This is a genomic window from Sphaerisporangium sp. TRM90804, from assembly GCF_029846175.1.
Taxonomy (GTDB): Bacteria; Actinomycetota; Actinomycetes; order Streptosporangiales; family Streptosporangiaceae; genus Sphaerisporangium.
Genome location: NZ_JARWAC010000007.1, coordinates 197,395 through 210,755, shown reverse-complemented (window position 1 = coordinate 210,755; position 13,361 = coordinate 197,395). Strand labels below are relative to the sequence as shown.

12 protein-coding genes are annotated in these 13,361 nt (G+C 72.1%); 3 read left to right on the top strand and 9 right to left on the bottom strand.

Going from position 1 to position 13,361, the window contains the following annotated elements:
- Window positions 1-23 precede the first annotated feature (23 nt).
- The 6 genes from pstA to PYR91_RS08310 form a co-directional block, all read right to left on the bottom strand.
- Window positions 24-914, bottom strand: coding sequence for a phosphate ABC transporter permease PstA (gene pstA / locus PYR91_RS08335; RefSeq protein WP_279778696.1), 891 nt, complete (start codon window positions 912-914; stop codon window positions 24-26).
- Complete coding sequence (gene pstC / locus PYR91_RS08330; protein WP_279778695.1) at window positions 915-1,853, bottom strand: phosphate ABC transporter permease subunit PstC; 939 nt, start codon at window positions 1,851-1,853, stop codon at window positions 915-917.
- On the bottom strand, window positions 1,853-2,854 hold the full coding sequence (locus PYR91_RS08325) for a PstS family phosphate ABC transporter substrate-binding protein (RefSeq protein ID WP_279778694.1): 1,002 nt from the start codon (window positions 2,852-2,854) through the stop codon (window positions 1,853-1,855). The genes pstC and PYR91_RS08325 overlap by 1 nt, the downstream gene beginning before the upstream one ends.
- A gap of 207 nt (window positions 2,855-3,061) precedes the next feature.
- Window positions 3,062-4,378: a hypothetical protein gene (locus PYR91_RS08320; protein ID WP_279778693.1), complete on the bottom strand. Its 1,317-nt coding sequence runs from the start codon at window positions 4,376-4,378 to the stop codon at window positions 3,062-3,064.
- A 10-nt stretch (window positions 4,379-4,388) separates the two neighbouring features.
- Window positions 4,389-4,766 (bottom strand): hypothetical protein, encoded by a 378-nt coding sequence (locus PYR91_RS08315; protein WP_279778692.1) that lies wholly within the window; start codon window positions 4,764-4,766, stop codon window positions 4,389-4,391.
- A 142-nt stretch (window positions 4,767-4,908) separates the two neighbouring features.
- Complete coding sequence (locus tag PYR91_RS08310; RefSeq protein ID WP_279778691.1) at window positions 4,909-5,799, bottom strand: copper resistance protein CopC; 891 nt, start codon at window positions 5,797-5,799, stop codon at window positions 4,909-4,911.
- Between the two features lie 1,208 nt (window positions 5,800-7,007).
- Here PYR91_RS08310 and PYR91_RS08305 point away from each other — a divergent pair.
- Window positions 7,008-8,552: an SLC13 family permease gene (locus PYR91_RS08305; RefSeq protein WP_279778690.1), complete on the top strand. Its 1,545-nt coding sequence runs from the start codon at window positions 7,008-7,010 to the stop codon at window positions 8,550-8,552.
- Between the two features lie 198 nt (window positions 8,553-8,750).
- Complete coding sequence (locus tag PYR91_RS08300; RefSeq protein WP_279778688.1) at window positions 8,751-9,596, top strand: GNAT family N-acetyltransferase; 846 nt, start codon at window positions 8,751-8,753, stop codon at window positions 9,594-9,596.
- 190 nt (window positions 9,597-9,786) lie between these two features.
- Here PYR91_RS08300 and PYR91_RS08295 read toward each other — a convergent pair whose 3' ends face one another.
- The gene (locus PYR91_RS08295) at window positions 9,787-10,344 is read right to left on the bottom strand and encodes a TetR/AcrR family transcriptional regulator (protein ID WP_279778686.1); all 558 of its coding nucleotides are present in this window, start codon (window positions 10,342-10,344) and stop codon (window positions 9,787-9,789) included.
- A 113-nt stretch (window positions 10,345-10,457) separates the two neighbouring features.
- Here PYR91_RS08295 and PYR91_RS08290 point away from each other — a divergent pair, with 113 nt between their 5' ends.
- Complete coding sequence (locus PYR91_RS08290; protein WP_279778685.1) at window positions 10,458-11,102, top strand: class I SAM-dependent methyltransferase; 645 nt, start codon at window positions 10,458-10,460, stop codon at window positions 11,100-11,102.
- A gap of 177 nt (window positions 11,103-11,279) precedes the next feature.
- Here the strand turns inward: PYR91_RS08290 and PYR91_RS08285 are convergent, their stop codons facing one another.
- A complete protein-coding gene (locus tag PYR91_RS08285; RefSeq protein WP_279778684.1) occupies window positions 11,280-11,870 on the bottom strand; it encodes a hemerythrin domain-containing protein in 591 nt (196 codons plus the stop codon).
- Between the two features lie 10 nt (window positions 11,871-11,880).
- The gene (locus tag PYR91_RS08280; RefSeq protein ID WP_279778682.1) at window positions 11,881-13,083 is read right to left on the bottom strand and encodes a hypothetical protein; all 1,203 of its coding nucleotides are present in this window, start codon (window positions 13,081-13,083) and stop codon (window positions 11,881-11,883) included.
- Window positions 13,084-13,361: the final 278 nt, after the last annotated feature.

Genomic DNA, 13,361 nt, shown 5'->3' with positions numbered 1-13,361 from the left:
TCCGATCTCAGACATTTCTTCCTTCACCAGCGCCTCTGGTAGCGGTTGCGCAGCCAGATCGCCACGGAGTTCATCAGCAGCAGGATGGCCAGCAGGATGACGATCGCCGCCGAGGCGAGGATGTGGAATCCCTCGCGGGACTGGGCGATCCAGTTGAAGATCTGGATGGGCAGGACGGTGTAGCTGGCGAAGACGCCGTCGGGGTTGAACCGGATGAACGACACCGCGCCCAGCATGAGCAGCGGGGCCGCCTCGCCGATCGCGCGCGACAGCGCCAGGATCGAGCCGGTGGCGATGCCGGGGATCGAGGCGGGCAGCACCTGCCGTGAGATCGTCTGCCACTGGGTGGCGCCCAGGGCCAGCGAGCCTTCCCTGATCGACGGGGGGACCGAGCGGATCGCCTCGCGCGCGGCGATGATGACGATGGGCAGCACCAGCAGCCCGAGCGTGAGGGACGCCGTGATGACGCTGAAGCCGAGGCCGAAGGTGCGGGCGATGATGCCCAGGCCCAGGATTCCGTAGACGATCGAGGGGATCGCGGCCAGGTTCTGGATGTTCAGCTCGATGACGCGGTTGTACCACTTGGAGGTGTTCGCGTACTCCTCCAGGTAGATGGCCGCCGCGATGCCCGTGGGGATGGTGAACAGGGCCGTCAGGGAGATCACCCAGAGCGTCCCGGTGATGGCCGACTGGGCGCCGGCGATCTCGGGGTCGCGGATCGACGGCATGTTCGACCAGAGGCGGGAGTCGAGTCGGGGTGAACCCTCGATGAACACGTAGGCGAGCAGGGCGACCAGGAAGATCAGCGCGATGGCGAGGCTGGCGAGCAGCGCGAGCCGGAACGCGGTCTCCTTGACCGGTCGGCCCTTGCTCGCCAGTTCGACGTTGGAGCGCGGCGTCGTGAGAACAGCCATTTACTCGTACACCTCACGATATTTCCGCACCAGGCGGGCGCTGACGAAGTTCATGGCGAAGGTCATCAGGAACAGCAGTGAGCCGACCGCGAAGATGGTGTTGTAGTCGACGGTGCCCACCGGCACGTCTCCCGAGCCCGCCGCGGCGATGAACGCGGCCATCGTCTGCATCGCGACGGTCACGTCGAAGGTGAAGTTGGGCTGACCGCCGCCGGCGATGTAGACGATCATCGTCTCGCCGGCGCCGCGCGAGATCGCCAGGATGACGGCCGCCACGATGCCGGAGAACGCCGCGGGCACCACCACGCGCAACGAGGTGATCATCCGGGACGCGCCCAGCGCGAAGGAGCCCTCGCGCAGGCCGTTGGGCACGGCGCTCATCGCGTCCTCCGACAGCGAGGCGACGATCGGGATGATCATGAAGCCGACGGTGAGGCCCGCGCTCAGCGCGTTGAAGATCTCCACCTCGAACGGCAGCACGTTCCGCAGGAGCGGGGTGATGAAGCTGAGCGCGAAGAAGCCGAAGACCACCGTCGGGACGCCCGCCAGGACCTCCAGCACCGGCTTGAAGAGCTTGCGGACGCGGGGCCTGGCGTACTCCGACAGGTAGATGGCGGCCATCAGGCCGAGCGGCACGGCCACGAGGATGGCGATGCCGGTCGTGATGAGGGTCGCGCTGACCAGGGGCCACACGCCGTAGCTCGGCGGCTCGAACAGCGGCCCCCAGCTCGTGCCGCCGAAGAACCGGCCGAAGCCGACGTCCCCGAAGAAGCCGATCGTCGGGCCGAGCAGGGAGATGATGATGCCGACCGTGGTCGCGACCGACACCAGTGCGGCGACCAGGAGGATCACCTTGATGACCCGCTCGCCGTAACGCGGGCGCGACCGCGCCAGGGACTGGGAGGCCCCCGGCGCGGTCGGTCGGTCCTGGACGGTCATCAGCCGGCCTGGGTCTTCAGGGCGGCGAAGTCGGACTTCAGCTTGGACTCCTGCTCGGCGTTGAGCGGGATGAACTTGGCGTCGGTGACGATCTTGTGGGCGTTGTCGACGTAGTACTGGAGGAAGGCGGCGACCTCAGGCCTCTTCACCGCGGCGACCGAGGGGTAGATGAACAGCGGCCGGGACAGCGGGGTGTACTTGCCGGCCTGCGCGGCCTCCACGCTGGGAGCGACGCAACCGTCGCCGGAGTCGATCTCGACGGCCTTCAGCTTGTCGGCGTTCTCCTCGAAGTAGGTGAAGCCGAAGTAGCCCACGCCGCCCTTGGAGCCGGACACACCCTGCACGGTGACGTTGTCGTCCTCGCTCGGGCTGTAGTCCTTGCGGCTCGCGCCCTCCTCGCCGTTGATCTCGTCGGTGAAGTAGTCGAACGTGCCCGAGTCGGTGCCCGCGCCGAACAGCTTCAGCGGCTCGTCCGGGAACTTGGCGTCGACCTGGTTCCAGTTGGTGATCTTGCCCTCGGCCGCCGGCTCCCACATCTTCTTGAGCTGCTCGGTGGTGAGGCAGGTCGCCCAGGTGTTCTCCTTGTTGACCACGACGGTGAGGGCGTCGGTCGCGACGGTGAGCTCGCTGAAGGCGATGCTCTTGGCGTCGCACGCCGCCTTCTCCTCGTCCTTGATCGGACGGGAGGCGTCGGAGATGTCGGTCTCGCCGTTGCAGAACTTCTCGAAGCCGCCGCCGGTGCCGGAGGTGCCGACGGTCACGTTGATCTTCGGCTGGGTCTCGGCGAAGAACTCGGCGGCCGCGCTGGTCAGGGGGGCGACCGTGCTGGAGCCGTCGGCCTTGACCTGTCCGCTCAGCTCCGCGGTCCCGCCTTCGCTGGCCGCCGAGGTGCTGTCGCCGCCGGCCGGCGGGGTGGTGTTGGTGCCACCACAGGCCGCCGCGAGGGAAACGACGAGGGCGGCCGTCGCCACCGCGCTCAGGCGGCGCTGTCCACTGGTCACGGTATGTGTCCTTCTGAAGAGTGAGGTGCGTAGTTGATGCACCTGAATACAAACCGTGAAAAATGAACAAAGCGGAAACGGGTCATGACCGCCGCCGGAAGACGTGGGCCGTCCCACCTGAATGTCTGAACACGGTGCTCTAACGGCCCTCCGGCGCGACGCGGGCGCGCCGGCCCGGGCGACGGCGAGGCGCGCGGCCCGTCCGGCTCAGGCGGCGAACAGGAGGAGCAGTCCCGCGACGGTGTAGAGGACCATCAGCACGAGCAGCGGGATCTGCCCCACGACCGCCGTGCGCCTGGGGAACAGCACCAGCGCGCGGTCGTGGGCGAGCACCGTGCCCAGCACGTGGCCGATGACGATGACGGTCACCTGCAGCATCGCGACGCTCGCGGGCGTCGTGCCGGCCGTGCCGATGCTCCAGCCGGCGGTGCCGAGCCAGTCGGCGCCGGTGCCCAGCGGGTCCGACAGCAGGGCGAGCGTGTGCTGCCCCTCCAGCAGCAGCAGCGTGAAGTAGTGCGCGACCAGGTAGCCCACCGCGATCGGCACGATCGCGTGGGCCAGCTCGCCCGCCGTCTTCCCCGGGGGCGCCGTTCCCAGCCGGCCGGCCAGCGCGGTGGCCCCGAGGTAGGCCGCGAGCACCAGGCCGATGACGGCGAGCAGGCCGGCCGTCCCGGTCACCGGCGCGGGCAGCGCGCTCTCCTGCACGAAACGCACCCAGAACGGCGCGTTGGACACGCTGTCGTACATGGTGGAGCCCAGCAGCACCACCACCAGGATCGTCAGCCCCGGCGCCGGACGCAGGCCGGCCATGCCGTCGAGCGAGTTGCGCCAGGCCACCGCGCCGTCGGGACGCCGTGTCACCGGCGCCAGCCTGCCGATGAGGTCGCTGTACACCTCGAACGCGTCACCCCGGTCGAACCAGTGCGACCCGTAGAGCGCCGCTCCCGCGAGCATGGCCACGGCGTACAGCGCCAGCCAGGTTCCGATCACCGGCAGCGTCACCCGCTCCGGGGCGACCAGCTCCAGCCACACGAACGCGAACAGGCCGATCGCGGCGGGGCGGTAGCCCAGCCCTTCCGGCAGCGGGCGCGGCCCCGCGGCGGGGTCGCGCCGCACGGCCATGCAGGCCAGCAGGTGCAGGGTCCGCAGCGGGTTGACGTGCCGCCACACCGGCCCGAACAGCAGCGACAGCGGGATCAGTCCCACCCAGAACAGGACGTACACCACGCCCGCCGTGGGGTTCTCGGCCCGGTCGGGGCCGAAGAGCAGGCCCAGGCAGAAATAGGCGGCGGCCAGGAGGCCGGCGACCCGCCAGACCCACTGCCAGGCCGGAGCCGACGCCACCTGCTGGAACACGGCCGACAGCGGGCGGCTGTACCGGATGGACGCGCCCAGCCTCGGTTCGGTCCACAGCGCGCCGAGCGCCGCGAACGACACCAGCAGCGCGAGGATCGCCCCCGTCAGCGCGGCCTCGAAGGGGATCGGCAGGTCCTGGCGCCCGCCGACGCCATGTGCCAGCAGCACCGCGCGCCGCCTAGCGGACCATGAGCTGGAACAGCTGCAGTTTGGCGCCGTGCGTCTCGACCTCGAACAGCCCGCTCTGGTCGGCGACGAACTCCACGGTCCCGGGGGTGCCCGGCTGCAGGTGCGCCGACTTGTCGTAGCCGTGCACGTGCGCCTCGTCGGCGACGTCGCTGGTCACCGTGATGCGCACCGTCTGGCCCTTGGCCACCTCGACCCGCCCCGGCGGCGGCGTGACCTGCCGCCCGGCGATGGTCACGGCGACCTCCTTTACCCCCGTGGCGGCCGGAGCGTCCGCGTCCGAGGACCCGCAGGCCACCGCGGCCAGCAGGACCGCGCCGAGCGCGAGAACGGCCGCCAGCGGGCGGAGGCGGGCGAGGACGAGCGACATGGATGTTCTCCTGGGACGAGATGGATGAGCGGAGCGACGGGTCACCGGCGCCCGCCCGGCTCGGCGCGCGGACCGCCTGGTGCGACGTGCACGGCCTTCGGCGGGGGTCTCCTCCGGTGACCGCGATGGTGAGGCGCGGTGGTCACCGGCGTTTGCCGGGGTTGGTGCGCGGCGGCTTGCCGGGGGTCTCGCGCCGTGCCTTGGCCGGTGCTCCGCGCGTCGCCTTCGGGGTCGGGCGTCCCGCCTTCGGCGTCCTGGGCCGCGGGCCGGCGGGGGCCCGGGCGGTCGCTCCCCCGGCGGCCGGTGGTCGTCGTGCCGCGCGGGCCACCATGAGGCCCGCTCCGGCGACGAGGAGCACGGGCAGCAGCCACACCATGAGGCCGGTGCCGGAGTCCTCCGCCGAGGCGCCGGTGCTCACGGGGTTCGGCGTGCCGACCACGGGGCCCGTGTCTCCCTGCATCGTGGGGCCCTGTGCCGGGGCGCCGGGCTGCGGGGTCGCGGCGCCGCTCGCGTGGCCGTTCGCTGCGGCGAGCAGGGCGGGGTCGGGCTGGTCGGTGGGCGTCTTCCAGCCCTTGGGCGCCTTCGACGTCGGGCCCGAGTAGGTGAAGCGCACCTCTCCCTTGACGCGCTCGCCGTCCGAGGCGACCGTCAGGTACGTCGCCGCGTACACGCCCTTCTCGGGCCAGTGGGCCACGGGGACCTTCACCGAGTAGCCGATGTGGTAGAGCCGCGGCTCCCAGACGCCGTTCACGAGGAAGTCCTCGCGGACCGGCTTGTCCAGGCGCTTCTCCTCGCCGTACGACCACTTCCGGTCGACGCGCGCACCACGCGGCGTGAGGATCGTGAAGTACGCGTTGGCCGTGGGCTGCTCGGTGAAGTAGAGCTCCACCGCCTCCAGCGGCTCGGACACCGTGCTGTCCTTGGCCGGCGTCGACAGCGCGAGCTGCCCGTGCGCCGCCGCGGGCGCCGCGACGACGGCCACCGCCCCACCCGCGAGCACGGCGGCCAGCACCACCCGCGCGAACCACCGCACCCTGCCCGCAGCCCGCGACGCCGAAGTCCCAACCCCGGCCCGGGACACCGAAGTGCCGGCCCCGCCCCGGAACGCCGAAGTCCTGACCTCGGCCCGTGACGGCGAGATCCCGGCCCCGGCCCGGGACGGCGAAGTCCTGCCCCTGGCCCCGGAGGGCGAAGTGCCGGCCACCGGCGGGGGCTGCGGCGTCCCAGCCTGGGGCGGAGACGGCAGAGTCATGCTCGCGGGCGGAGACGGCGGCGCGGAGAGGCCGGATACGGGCGGTGGCGCGCAGGGCCGTGTGCGTCGGAACAAGCGCAGCGTCGATCCTTCCGGGGTGAAGTACGCGTGCGCCGACCACGTCGTAGTGAAAGCTTCCGCCACCCCTCACCGGTGTGCCGACCGGTGTGAGGTGACCTGATCCGCGCCAATTGTCGCCATCTGCCGACCGGAACGTCAATGCTCCGATGACTCCCGCCGACCTAAGGCACCATGCGTCACCGGCGAACGCGCGCCGGGTCGCGCGTCGTACGGCGGCGCCGCTTTCGCCGTACGACGTCCCACCGACGCGGCGCCGGGGGGAGGGCACGCCGGTGGGAGGGGTGGGGGCCCGGTGCGGGTGTGTGGTGTGGTTGCGGTAACGGCGCGTGGATGGTTGGGGCAAAGCCGGGGTGTGGGCAGCGCCCGGTCGCGCGTCCTACAGAGGCGCCGTTTCGCCGTACGAACATCCCGCCGACGTGGCGCCCAGGGGAAGGGGCACGTCCCCGTTGGTACTACGCCTCACGCGCGTCCGGCTGTGGATGGTTGAGAACCCGTCCGCGAGCAGTCGCCCGCCGTCCCCGAAACGGTGCCTTCGGCGCGGCCTTTCTCAAGGGCGACCCTGATCAGGCCCCGCCCCGCCGTCGCGCGAGCATCCGCCTCAGCCGCCGTAAGACTTCGTCATCGTGGTCAAAGCCCGACTGGGGGCGGAGTCCGGGCGGTTGCCGGCGCAACGGCGGGGTGGGGCGCAGTGAGAGTCGCCCTGGATGAGGCTGCGCCGTAGGCGCCATGTTGCGGTGGCCCCGTCTCCTGTGCCCGGCGGCGGAACGGGCCTGGGGGGCTTCGAGGTGTAGGTGGGCTGCCGTCTCCGACGGCCGGGGGGTTCGCCACGCCGGGGTGGGTGGTGGGGAAGGGGGCGGCCTGGGTGGAGCATGTTGTGGGGTGCCGTCGCACATGAACGAGGAGGCTCGGTGAGCGTCGCCGTCGCCGAGGCCGTGTCGGTCGTGTTGCTGGTCGCGGTGCTGGCGTTCGCCGTGGCGCGACCGCGGGGGTGGCCCGAGGCGGTGGCGGCGGTGCCCGCCGCCGGTCTGCTGATGCTCCTGGGCGCGGTGCCGCCCGCGAACGCCTGGGCCGAGATGCGGGCGCTGCTGCCGGTGGTCGCCTTTCTGGCCGTGGTGCTGGTGCTGGCGCGGCTCTGCGCGGACGAAGGGCTGTTCGCCGCGATGGGCGACGTCCTGGCGCGGAGGTACGCGGACGGCCCGGACCGGCTGCTCGCGGGGGTGTTCGCGGTCGCCGCGCTCACCACGGCGGTGCTCAGCCTGGACGCCACCGTCGTCCTGCTGACCCCGGTGGTGCTGGCCACCGCCGCCCGCCTGGGCGTCCGCCCCCGCCCGCACGTCTACGCGACCGCGCACCTGGCCAACTCGGCCTCGCTGCTCCTGCCGGTGTCCAACCTCACCAACCTGCTCGCCTTCACGGCGACCGGGCTCACCTTCACCCGCTTCGCCGCGCTCATGTCACCCGCCTGGCTGGTCGCCATCGGCGTCGAGTACGCCGTCTTCCGCCGCTTCTTCGCCGCCGACCGCGCCATCGGCCCCGCACCCTCGCCCGCGCCCGCCGGCGGCGATCCGCCGTCCCCGTCTTCGGGCGAGCCGCCCGCGGTCTCCGGTCCGCGCTCTCCGTCTTCGGGCGAGCCGCCCGCCGTCTCCGGTCCGCGCTCCCCGTCTTCGGGCGGGCCGTCGTCCGGGCTCTTCGGTCCGCGCTCCCCGTCCTCGGGCGGGCCGTCGTCCGCCGTCTCCGGTCCGCGTTCCCCGTCTTCGGGTGCGGCGTGGGGGGCTCGCGCTTCTCGGCGGACGAGGGACGGAACCACCCGGCCGCCGGGTGGCGGTGGCGGGGCGGGGGTGCCGCCGGTGCGGGTGCCGGTGTTTCCGCTGGTGGTGCTCGCGGTCACGCTGGTGGCTCTGGCCGTCACCTCGTTGGCGGGATTCGAGCCGGCCTGGGCGGCGCTGGCGGGAACCGTGGTGCTCGGCGGGCGTGCCCTGTATCGCCGGGAGACCACTCTTCTCGGGTTGGGCGGCGCGGCCGACCCTCTCTTCTGCCTGTTCGTGCTGGCGCTGGGAGTCATCGTCAAGGCGGTCGTGGACAACGGCATGGGCGCCGCCCTCACCCGCGTGCTGCCGGGGGACGGAAGCCTGCTCAGCCTGCTGGCGGTCGCCGCCCTCGCCGCCGTGCTGGCGAACGCGATCAACAACCTGCCCGCGATCCTGGCGCTGCTCCCCGTCCTCGGCCCGGCCGGCACCGGGCCGGTGCTGGCCGCGCTGATCGGCGTGAACATCGGCCCCAACCTCACCTACACCGGCTCGCTCGCCACCCTCCTGTGGCGGCGCGTCCTGCGCGGGCACGGCCACGAGCCGTCCCTGGGCGACTTCACCCGCCTCGGTCTGCTGACCGTGCCCGCCGCCCTGCTCGCGGCCACGACCGCGTTGTGGGCGACCCTGCGCGTGCTCGGCCCCTGAAACCCGACGACCGCCGCCGTGGACGCGGCGCGCGCGGCCCGGTGACCGGCCGCCTCACCTCGCGTGACGTCGTGGTCCGGTGCTTCGGGCCTTCGGCGGGGCGGGTAACGTGACCGCGCGGACTCCGCCGCCGACGTCGGGCCGACGTCCCCCACCGGTGGAGCCGTGTCTCCCGATGTCACCCGAACGGACAGCGCCATGATCGACCCCAGCCCCAGCCCCAGCCCCCGTTCCCGCCCCGAGCCGGCGGTGCTCGAACTCGTCGAGGCCGAGGCCATGTACCGGTTCGAGTCGGGCGCGCCCGCCGAGACGCGCGAGGCCCTGGGCATCGAGTGCGTGCGGCTGGGTGGCGGTGTGGTGCTGTCCATGCGCAACGATCCGACGGGGTACTGGAACAAGGCGCTCGGGTTCGGGATCACCGAGCCCGTGACGGCGGATCTGGTCGCGGAGGTCTGCGATTTCTTCCGCTCCAGGGGCGTCCCGGGGGCGGTCGTCCAGATTGCCCCCTCGGTGCTGCCCGCCGACTGGGACGAGATCCGCGCGAAGTACGGCCTCTTCGAGGGATCGTCGTGGGTCAAGCTCGCCCGCGACCTGTCCGTGCCCGTCCCGGAGGCGGAGGGCGGCCCGGAGGCCGAGCGTGTCGAGGCGCCGGAGGCCGCGCGGTGGGCGTCGGTGCTGATGCGCGGCTTCGGCATGCCGGAGGGCCCCCTGGTCGACATGACGGCCGCCGCCGTCGCGATGCCCGGCTTCCGCGCCTACGTCACCAGGTCCGGCGGCGACGTGGTGTCCTCGGCCGGCCTGTACACGCACCACGACGCGGCCCAGCTGGTCGGCGCCGCCACGCTGCCGTCCCACCGCGGCCGCGGCGCCCAGACCGCGATGCTGCGCGCCCGCATCCAGGCCGCCGCCGCCGCGGGCTGCCGCTGGCTCTGCGCGGACACCGGCGTCGAACGCCCCGGCGAGCACAACACCTCCCTGCGCAACCTGACCAGAGCGGGCTTCGAGAGCCTGTACGTCCGCCAGAACTGGACCTGGCGGCCCTAGCCGTGATCCCGATCGACGGCATCGGGTGAACAGGGGCGCCGGCACGATCCACTCACCCGCGGCCGGCGGGGTAGGCCGAACGCGGGGCCTGAGCCGGGCGCGCTCGACCGTGCCACGCCCGGCGAGCGGAGAGCCGCCCCGCGCGACCCCGGCCCGCCGGGGGAGGCCGTCGGTGCGGTGGGGCCGTGTGTCACCGCCGGGCCAGCACCGCCTCGACGCCGGGGATCACCACGGCGCGGAAGGCGGCGTCGAGGTCGGCGGGGGTCGTGGTGGTGTCGCCGTCGGCCCACTCGCGCAGCAGGCCCATGAAGGCTCCGACCACGCAGGTGACCGTCAGGTCGAGAAAGACGGACGGGGCGGCGCCCCGGGCGAGGAACTCCTCGCGGACGACGCGGGCCAGCATCTGCTCCCCGCGGGCCACGATCGCCGCGCCGCCGCGGCGGCCGAGCAGTGCCCGCACCAGGCTGCGCTCGTCGGCGACGTGCTCGAACACCGGCAGGGTGAACGCGAGGAGCGGGCCGTCGGTGCTCGGCGCCGGGTGGAGGAAGGCGAGCCCGCCGAGGTCGCCGAACAGCACCTCCTGCTTGCCGGTGAAGTGCGCGTAGAAGGTGGAGCGGCCGACGTCGGCGCGCTCGATGATGTCGGTGACGGTGACGCCGTCGTACCCCTTCTCCAGCACCAGCTCCACCAGCGCGCGGTGGATCGCCTGGCGGGTGCGGCGCACCCGGCGATCCACCTTTCCGGACATCTTCCCCGCTCCTGTTCGGTACGGCACGCCAGGCCGGATCTGGGTGTTGACCCCTCCAAGTTAACGAACACATCATAGGAAAACAAACAGTGTGTTCGGCAAAGGAGGTCACGATGAAGGTGGGCGGGCTGCACGACCACTCGCACGACGAGGGGGGCGGCACGATCGACCACCCCCGCGCCTACGAGGTGATGGCGGCCGTCGGCCTGGGCGGCCGTCGGCGGGAGGTCTTCACCCGCCTGGCCACGCTCTCGGGCGCGCGGCGGGGCAACGCCGTGCTGGACGTCGGGTGCGGCACGGGTTACCTGAGCAGGATCCTGTCCCCCGTGCTCGGGCCGGAGGGGCGGATGACCGGCGTCGACCCCTCGCCGTCCATGGTCGAGTACGCCCGTCGGCGGGCGTACGGGAACTGCTCCTACCTGGTGGGCGAGGGGCAGGCGCTCGACCTTCCGGACGCCTCCTTCGACGTGGTCGTCTCCAGCCTCGCCGTCCACCACATGCCCGCCGCCGCCCGCGGCACCGCGCTGCGCGAGATGTTCCGCGTCCTGCGCCCCGGCGGTCGCCTGCTGATCGCCGAGTTCCGGCCGCCGACCGGCCGCCTGGCCGTCCTCGTCGCCAACCTCCTGGCCGGCCCCGCCATGCGGCACAACCCGCGCGAGCTGCTCGGCGACCTGATCCCGGGCGCAGGCTTCCACCTGCGGGACGAGGGCGAACTGCCCCCGCTGCTCTACTACGTGCGCGCCGTACGCCCGGAGTGACCTCAGGGCCGTCGTCCTCGGCGGCCGAGCGCGTCCCAGGTGACGGCCGGGTCCTCCGCGTCCCGGGCTCGTGCCCGGGACGCGGCCGGCGTGCGCATCCGGATTCTCGCGGCGGCGGCCGGGCGGCCGCCGCCTTCGAGGCCCGGTGGTACCTCTCGCCGTGGTGACCGCCGGCGGTCAGCCGGAAGGCTGCTTGCCCATGGCCTGGCGGATCACGTCGCGGGCGCGGTCCATGATGGCCACCGGCGTGCCGACCAGCAGGTTCTTGGTGGCCGACTCGGTGCCGGGGTGCGGGTGGGTGGGCGCCATGGCCTCGGCCGCCTTCACCCCCGCAGCCAGGGCCCGGCGTTCGGCCACGCTGGTGGCGGCCCGCAGCTGGGGGAACTCGTAGCGCTCCTCGCTGCGGGCGTGCGCCATCACGGCGGCGCGCAGCAGCGCGAGGTTCTCCTCGAAGCCGGGCGCGTCGGCGCCGTTCTTGTCCATCTGCATGAGGAGCTGCTTGGCCTCGTTCTCCTCGGTGAGCCGCTCGTCGACCACGCCGTCGCCGCCCTCGATCTTGTGGCGCGCGTAGGGATGGACGACCTCCTCCTCGGCCGTCTCATGCACGGCGAGCATGCGCACCAGCCGGGAGAAGGCCTCGGCGCGGTCGCCGGGGGCCGCCCGCTCGGTCTCGTCGAACAGGTCCCTGATCAGGGCGTGCTGCCGCAGCAGCAGGTCGACCACGTCTCCCTCGTCCATGAGCTCGGGCACGGGCTGTCGCTCTTTCACTCGTTCTCCTTCAGCGGTCGAGGCGCAGGCTCTGCACCGGGTGGGGTCCTTCGGTCTCCAGCCGGTACTCGCGGCCGGCCTTGTCACGGTTATCGTTGATGACCTGCTCGGACGGCGCCGGCTCGCCGCCCATGACGGCTTCCTGCATCTTCTCGAACCGCTCGTGGGCGTCCTGGACGTAGCCGGTGCCGATCGTGGTGAAGTCGATCTGGGTGGCGAGCAGCTCCCGCACGTAGGCCTTGTTCGGCTCGAACGTGACGGGGGCCGGCAGCTCGGGGGCGAGCACCTGCTCGGGCTCGCGGCCGTCGTGCCGCTTGAACAGGTCGGCGGCGAGGCGCAGGTGCTCCAGCTCCATGTTCAGGTGCAGCTCCCAGACGGCCTTCACCTTGGGGTCGGTCTCGGTCTCCATGAACGAGTGGTAGAGGTAGCACTCGTTGTACTCGTGGTGGAGCAGCATCTCCCACCAGGTCTCACCCGGGTCGACCAGCGACTCGTAGTGGGTGACGTGCTCCTCCTCGATCAGCCCGATCTCCTGGTAGAGCTGGCGGGCGATCGGCTCCATGTAGGTGGGGCCGACGTTCATGTAGAAGTTCATCGTCTGCTGCTCGGCCGCCATGATCGTGAGCGCGTGCCCCTTGGAGATGGGCGCGGTGGCGGTCTTGTCGTACGGCTCGCGCACGTTGTCGAAGGGGTCGCGGTGGTGCATGTAGGTCGGCCGGCCGGGCATGACCTCGGTGAGCCCGTCCACGATCTTCTCGGCCCTGCGGTGCTCGATCAGCTCGTACAGGTTGGCGTACCGGTACAGGTGGTCGAAGTCCTCCAGCACGCCGAACTGGTAGGCCTGCTTGAGGTAGGGGTCGGGCTCCATGCGCGCCACCCACGACGTCAGGTCGACGGCGACCTGCTCGTAGGCGATGGTGGTCTCCAGCACCGAGGCGAGCCCCGGAAGCAGCCAGTTCACGGCCTTCTGCTGCTGGGCCTCGATGTAGCGAACCTGCGCGAGCTGGCGCTTGATGTCCACGTTCGGGCAGTGCCGGGCGAGCTGGTGGCTGAACATGATCGCCTCGACCTCGATCCCGTTCATCGCGATGACGCGGCACCGCGTGTAGGGATCGGAGTGGTCGGGGTCGATCGGGGTGACGTTGAGCTCGCGCCAGTTGCGGAGCTGCTTGTCCAGCGGGATGCCTCGCTCACGCAGAGGGTTGAACGTCATCTGCTTCACTCCTACGGGTGGAAATCGGCTTGTACGCTCGGGTGCGCGCTGAACTCGTACGGTGGCGCGTGGGCCGCGGAGCCGTGGGGCCGGGGTGGATCAGGCGCCGCGTGCCTGGGACGTCGATGCGGGTCACGCCCGCCCATGAGGCGCCACGTATCGGGCCGGCTCACGGCGGCGCCGCGCGGGCCCGCCGGCCTGACTCGGTGACGGCGCCCACCTGGCGGCGGGTCTCGGCGACGGAACGCCTGCGCGCATGCTGACGCTGAGATGTGCTC

Excerpts from the sequence above, each read along its gene's own strand:
- PYR91_RS08295 (WP_279778686.1), bottom strand. The coding sequence starts at position 10,344 with ATGTCCGGAAAGGTGGATCGCCGGGTGCGCCGCACCCGCCAGGCGATC.
- PYR91_RS08300 (WP_279778688.1), top strand. The coding sequence starts at position 8,751 with ATGATCGACCCCAGCCCCAGCCCCAGCCCCCGTTCCCGCCCCGAGCCG.
- pstC (WP_279778695.1), bottom strand. The coding sequence starts at position 1,853 with ATGACCGTCCAGGACCGACCGACCGCGCCGGGGGCCTCCCAGTCCCTG.
- PYR91_RS08280 (WP_279778682.1), bottom strand. The coding sequence starts at position 13,083 with ATGACGTTCAACCCTCTGCGTGAGCGAGGCATCCCGCTGGACAAGCAG.
- pstA (WP_279778696.1), bottom strand. The coding sequence starts at position 914 with ATGGCTGTTCTCACGACGCCGCGCTCCAACGTCGAACTGGCGAGCAAG.
- PYR91_RS08315 (WP_279778692.1), bottom strand. The coding sequence starts at position 4,766 with ATGTCGCTCGTCCTCGCCCGCCTCCGCCCGCTGGCGGCCGTTCTCGCG.
- PYR91_RS08290 (WP_279778685.1), top strand. The coding sequence starts at position 10,458 with ATGAAGGTGGGCGGGCTGCACGACCACTCGCACGACGAGGGGGGCGGC.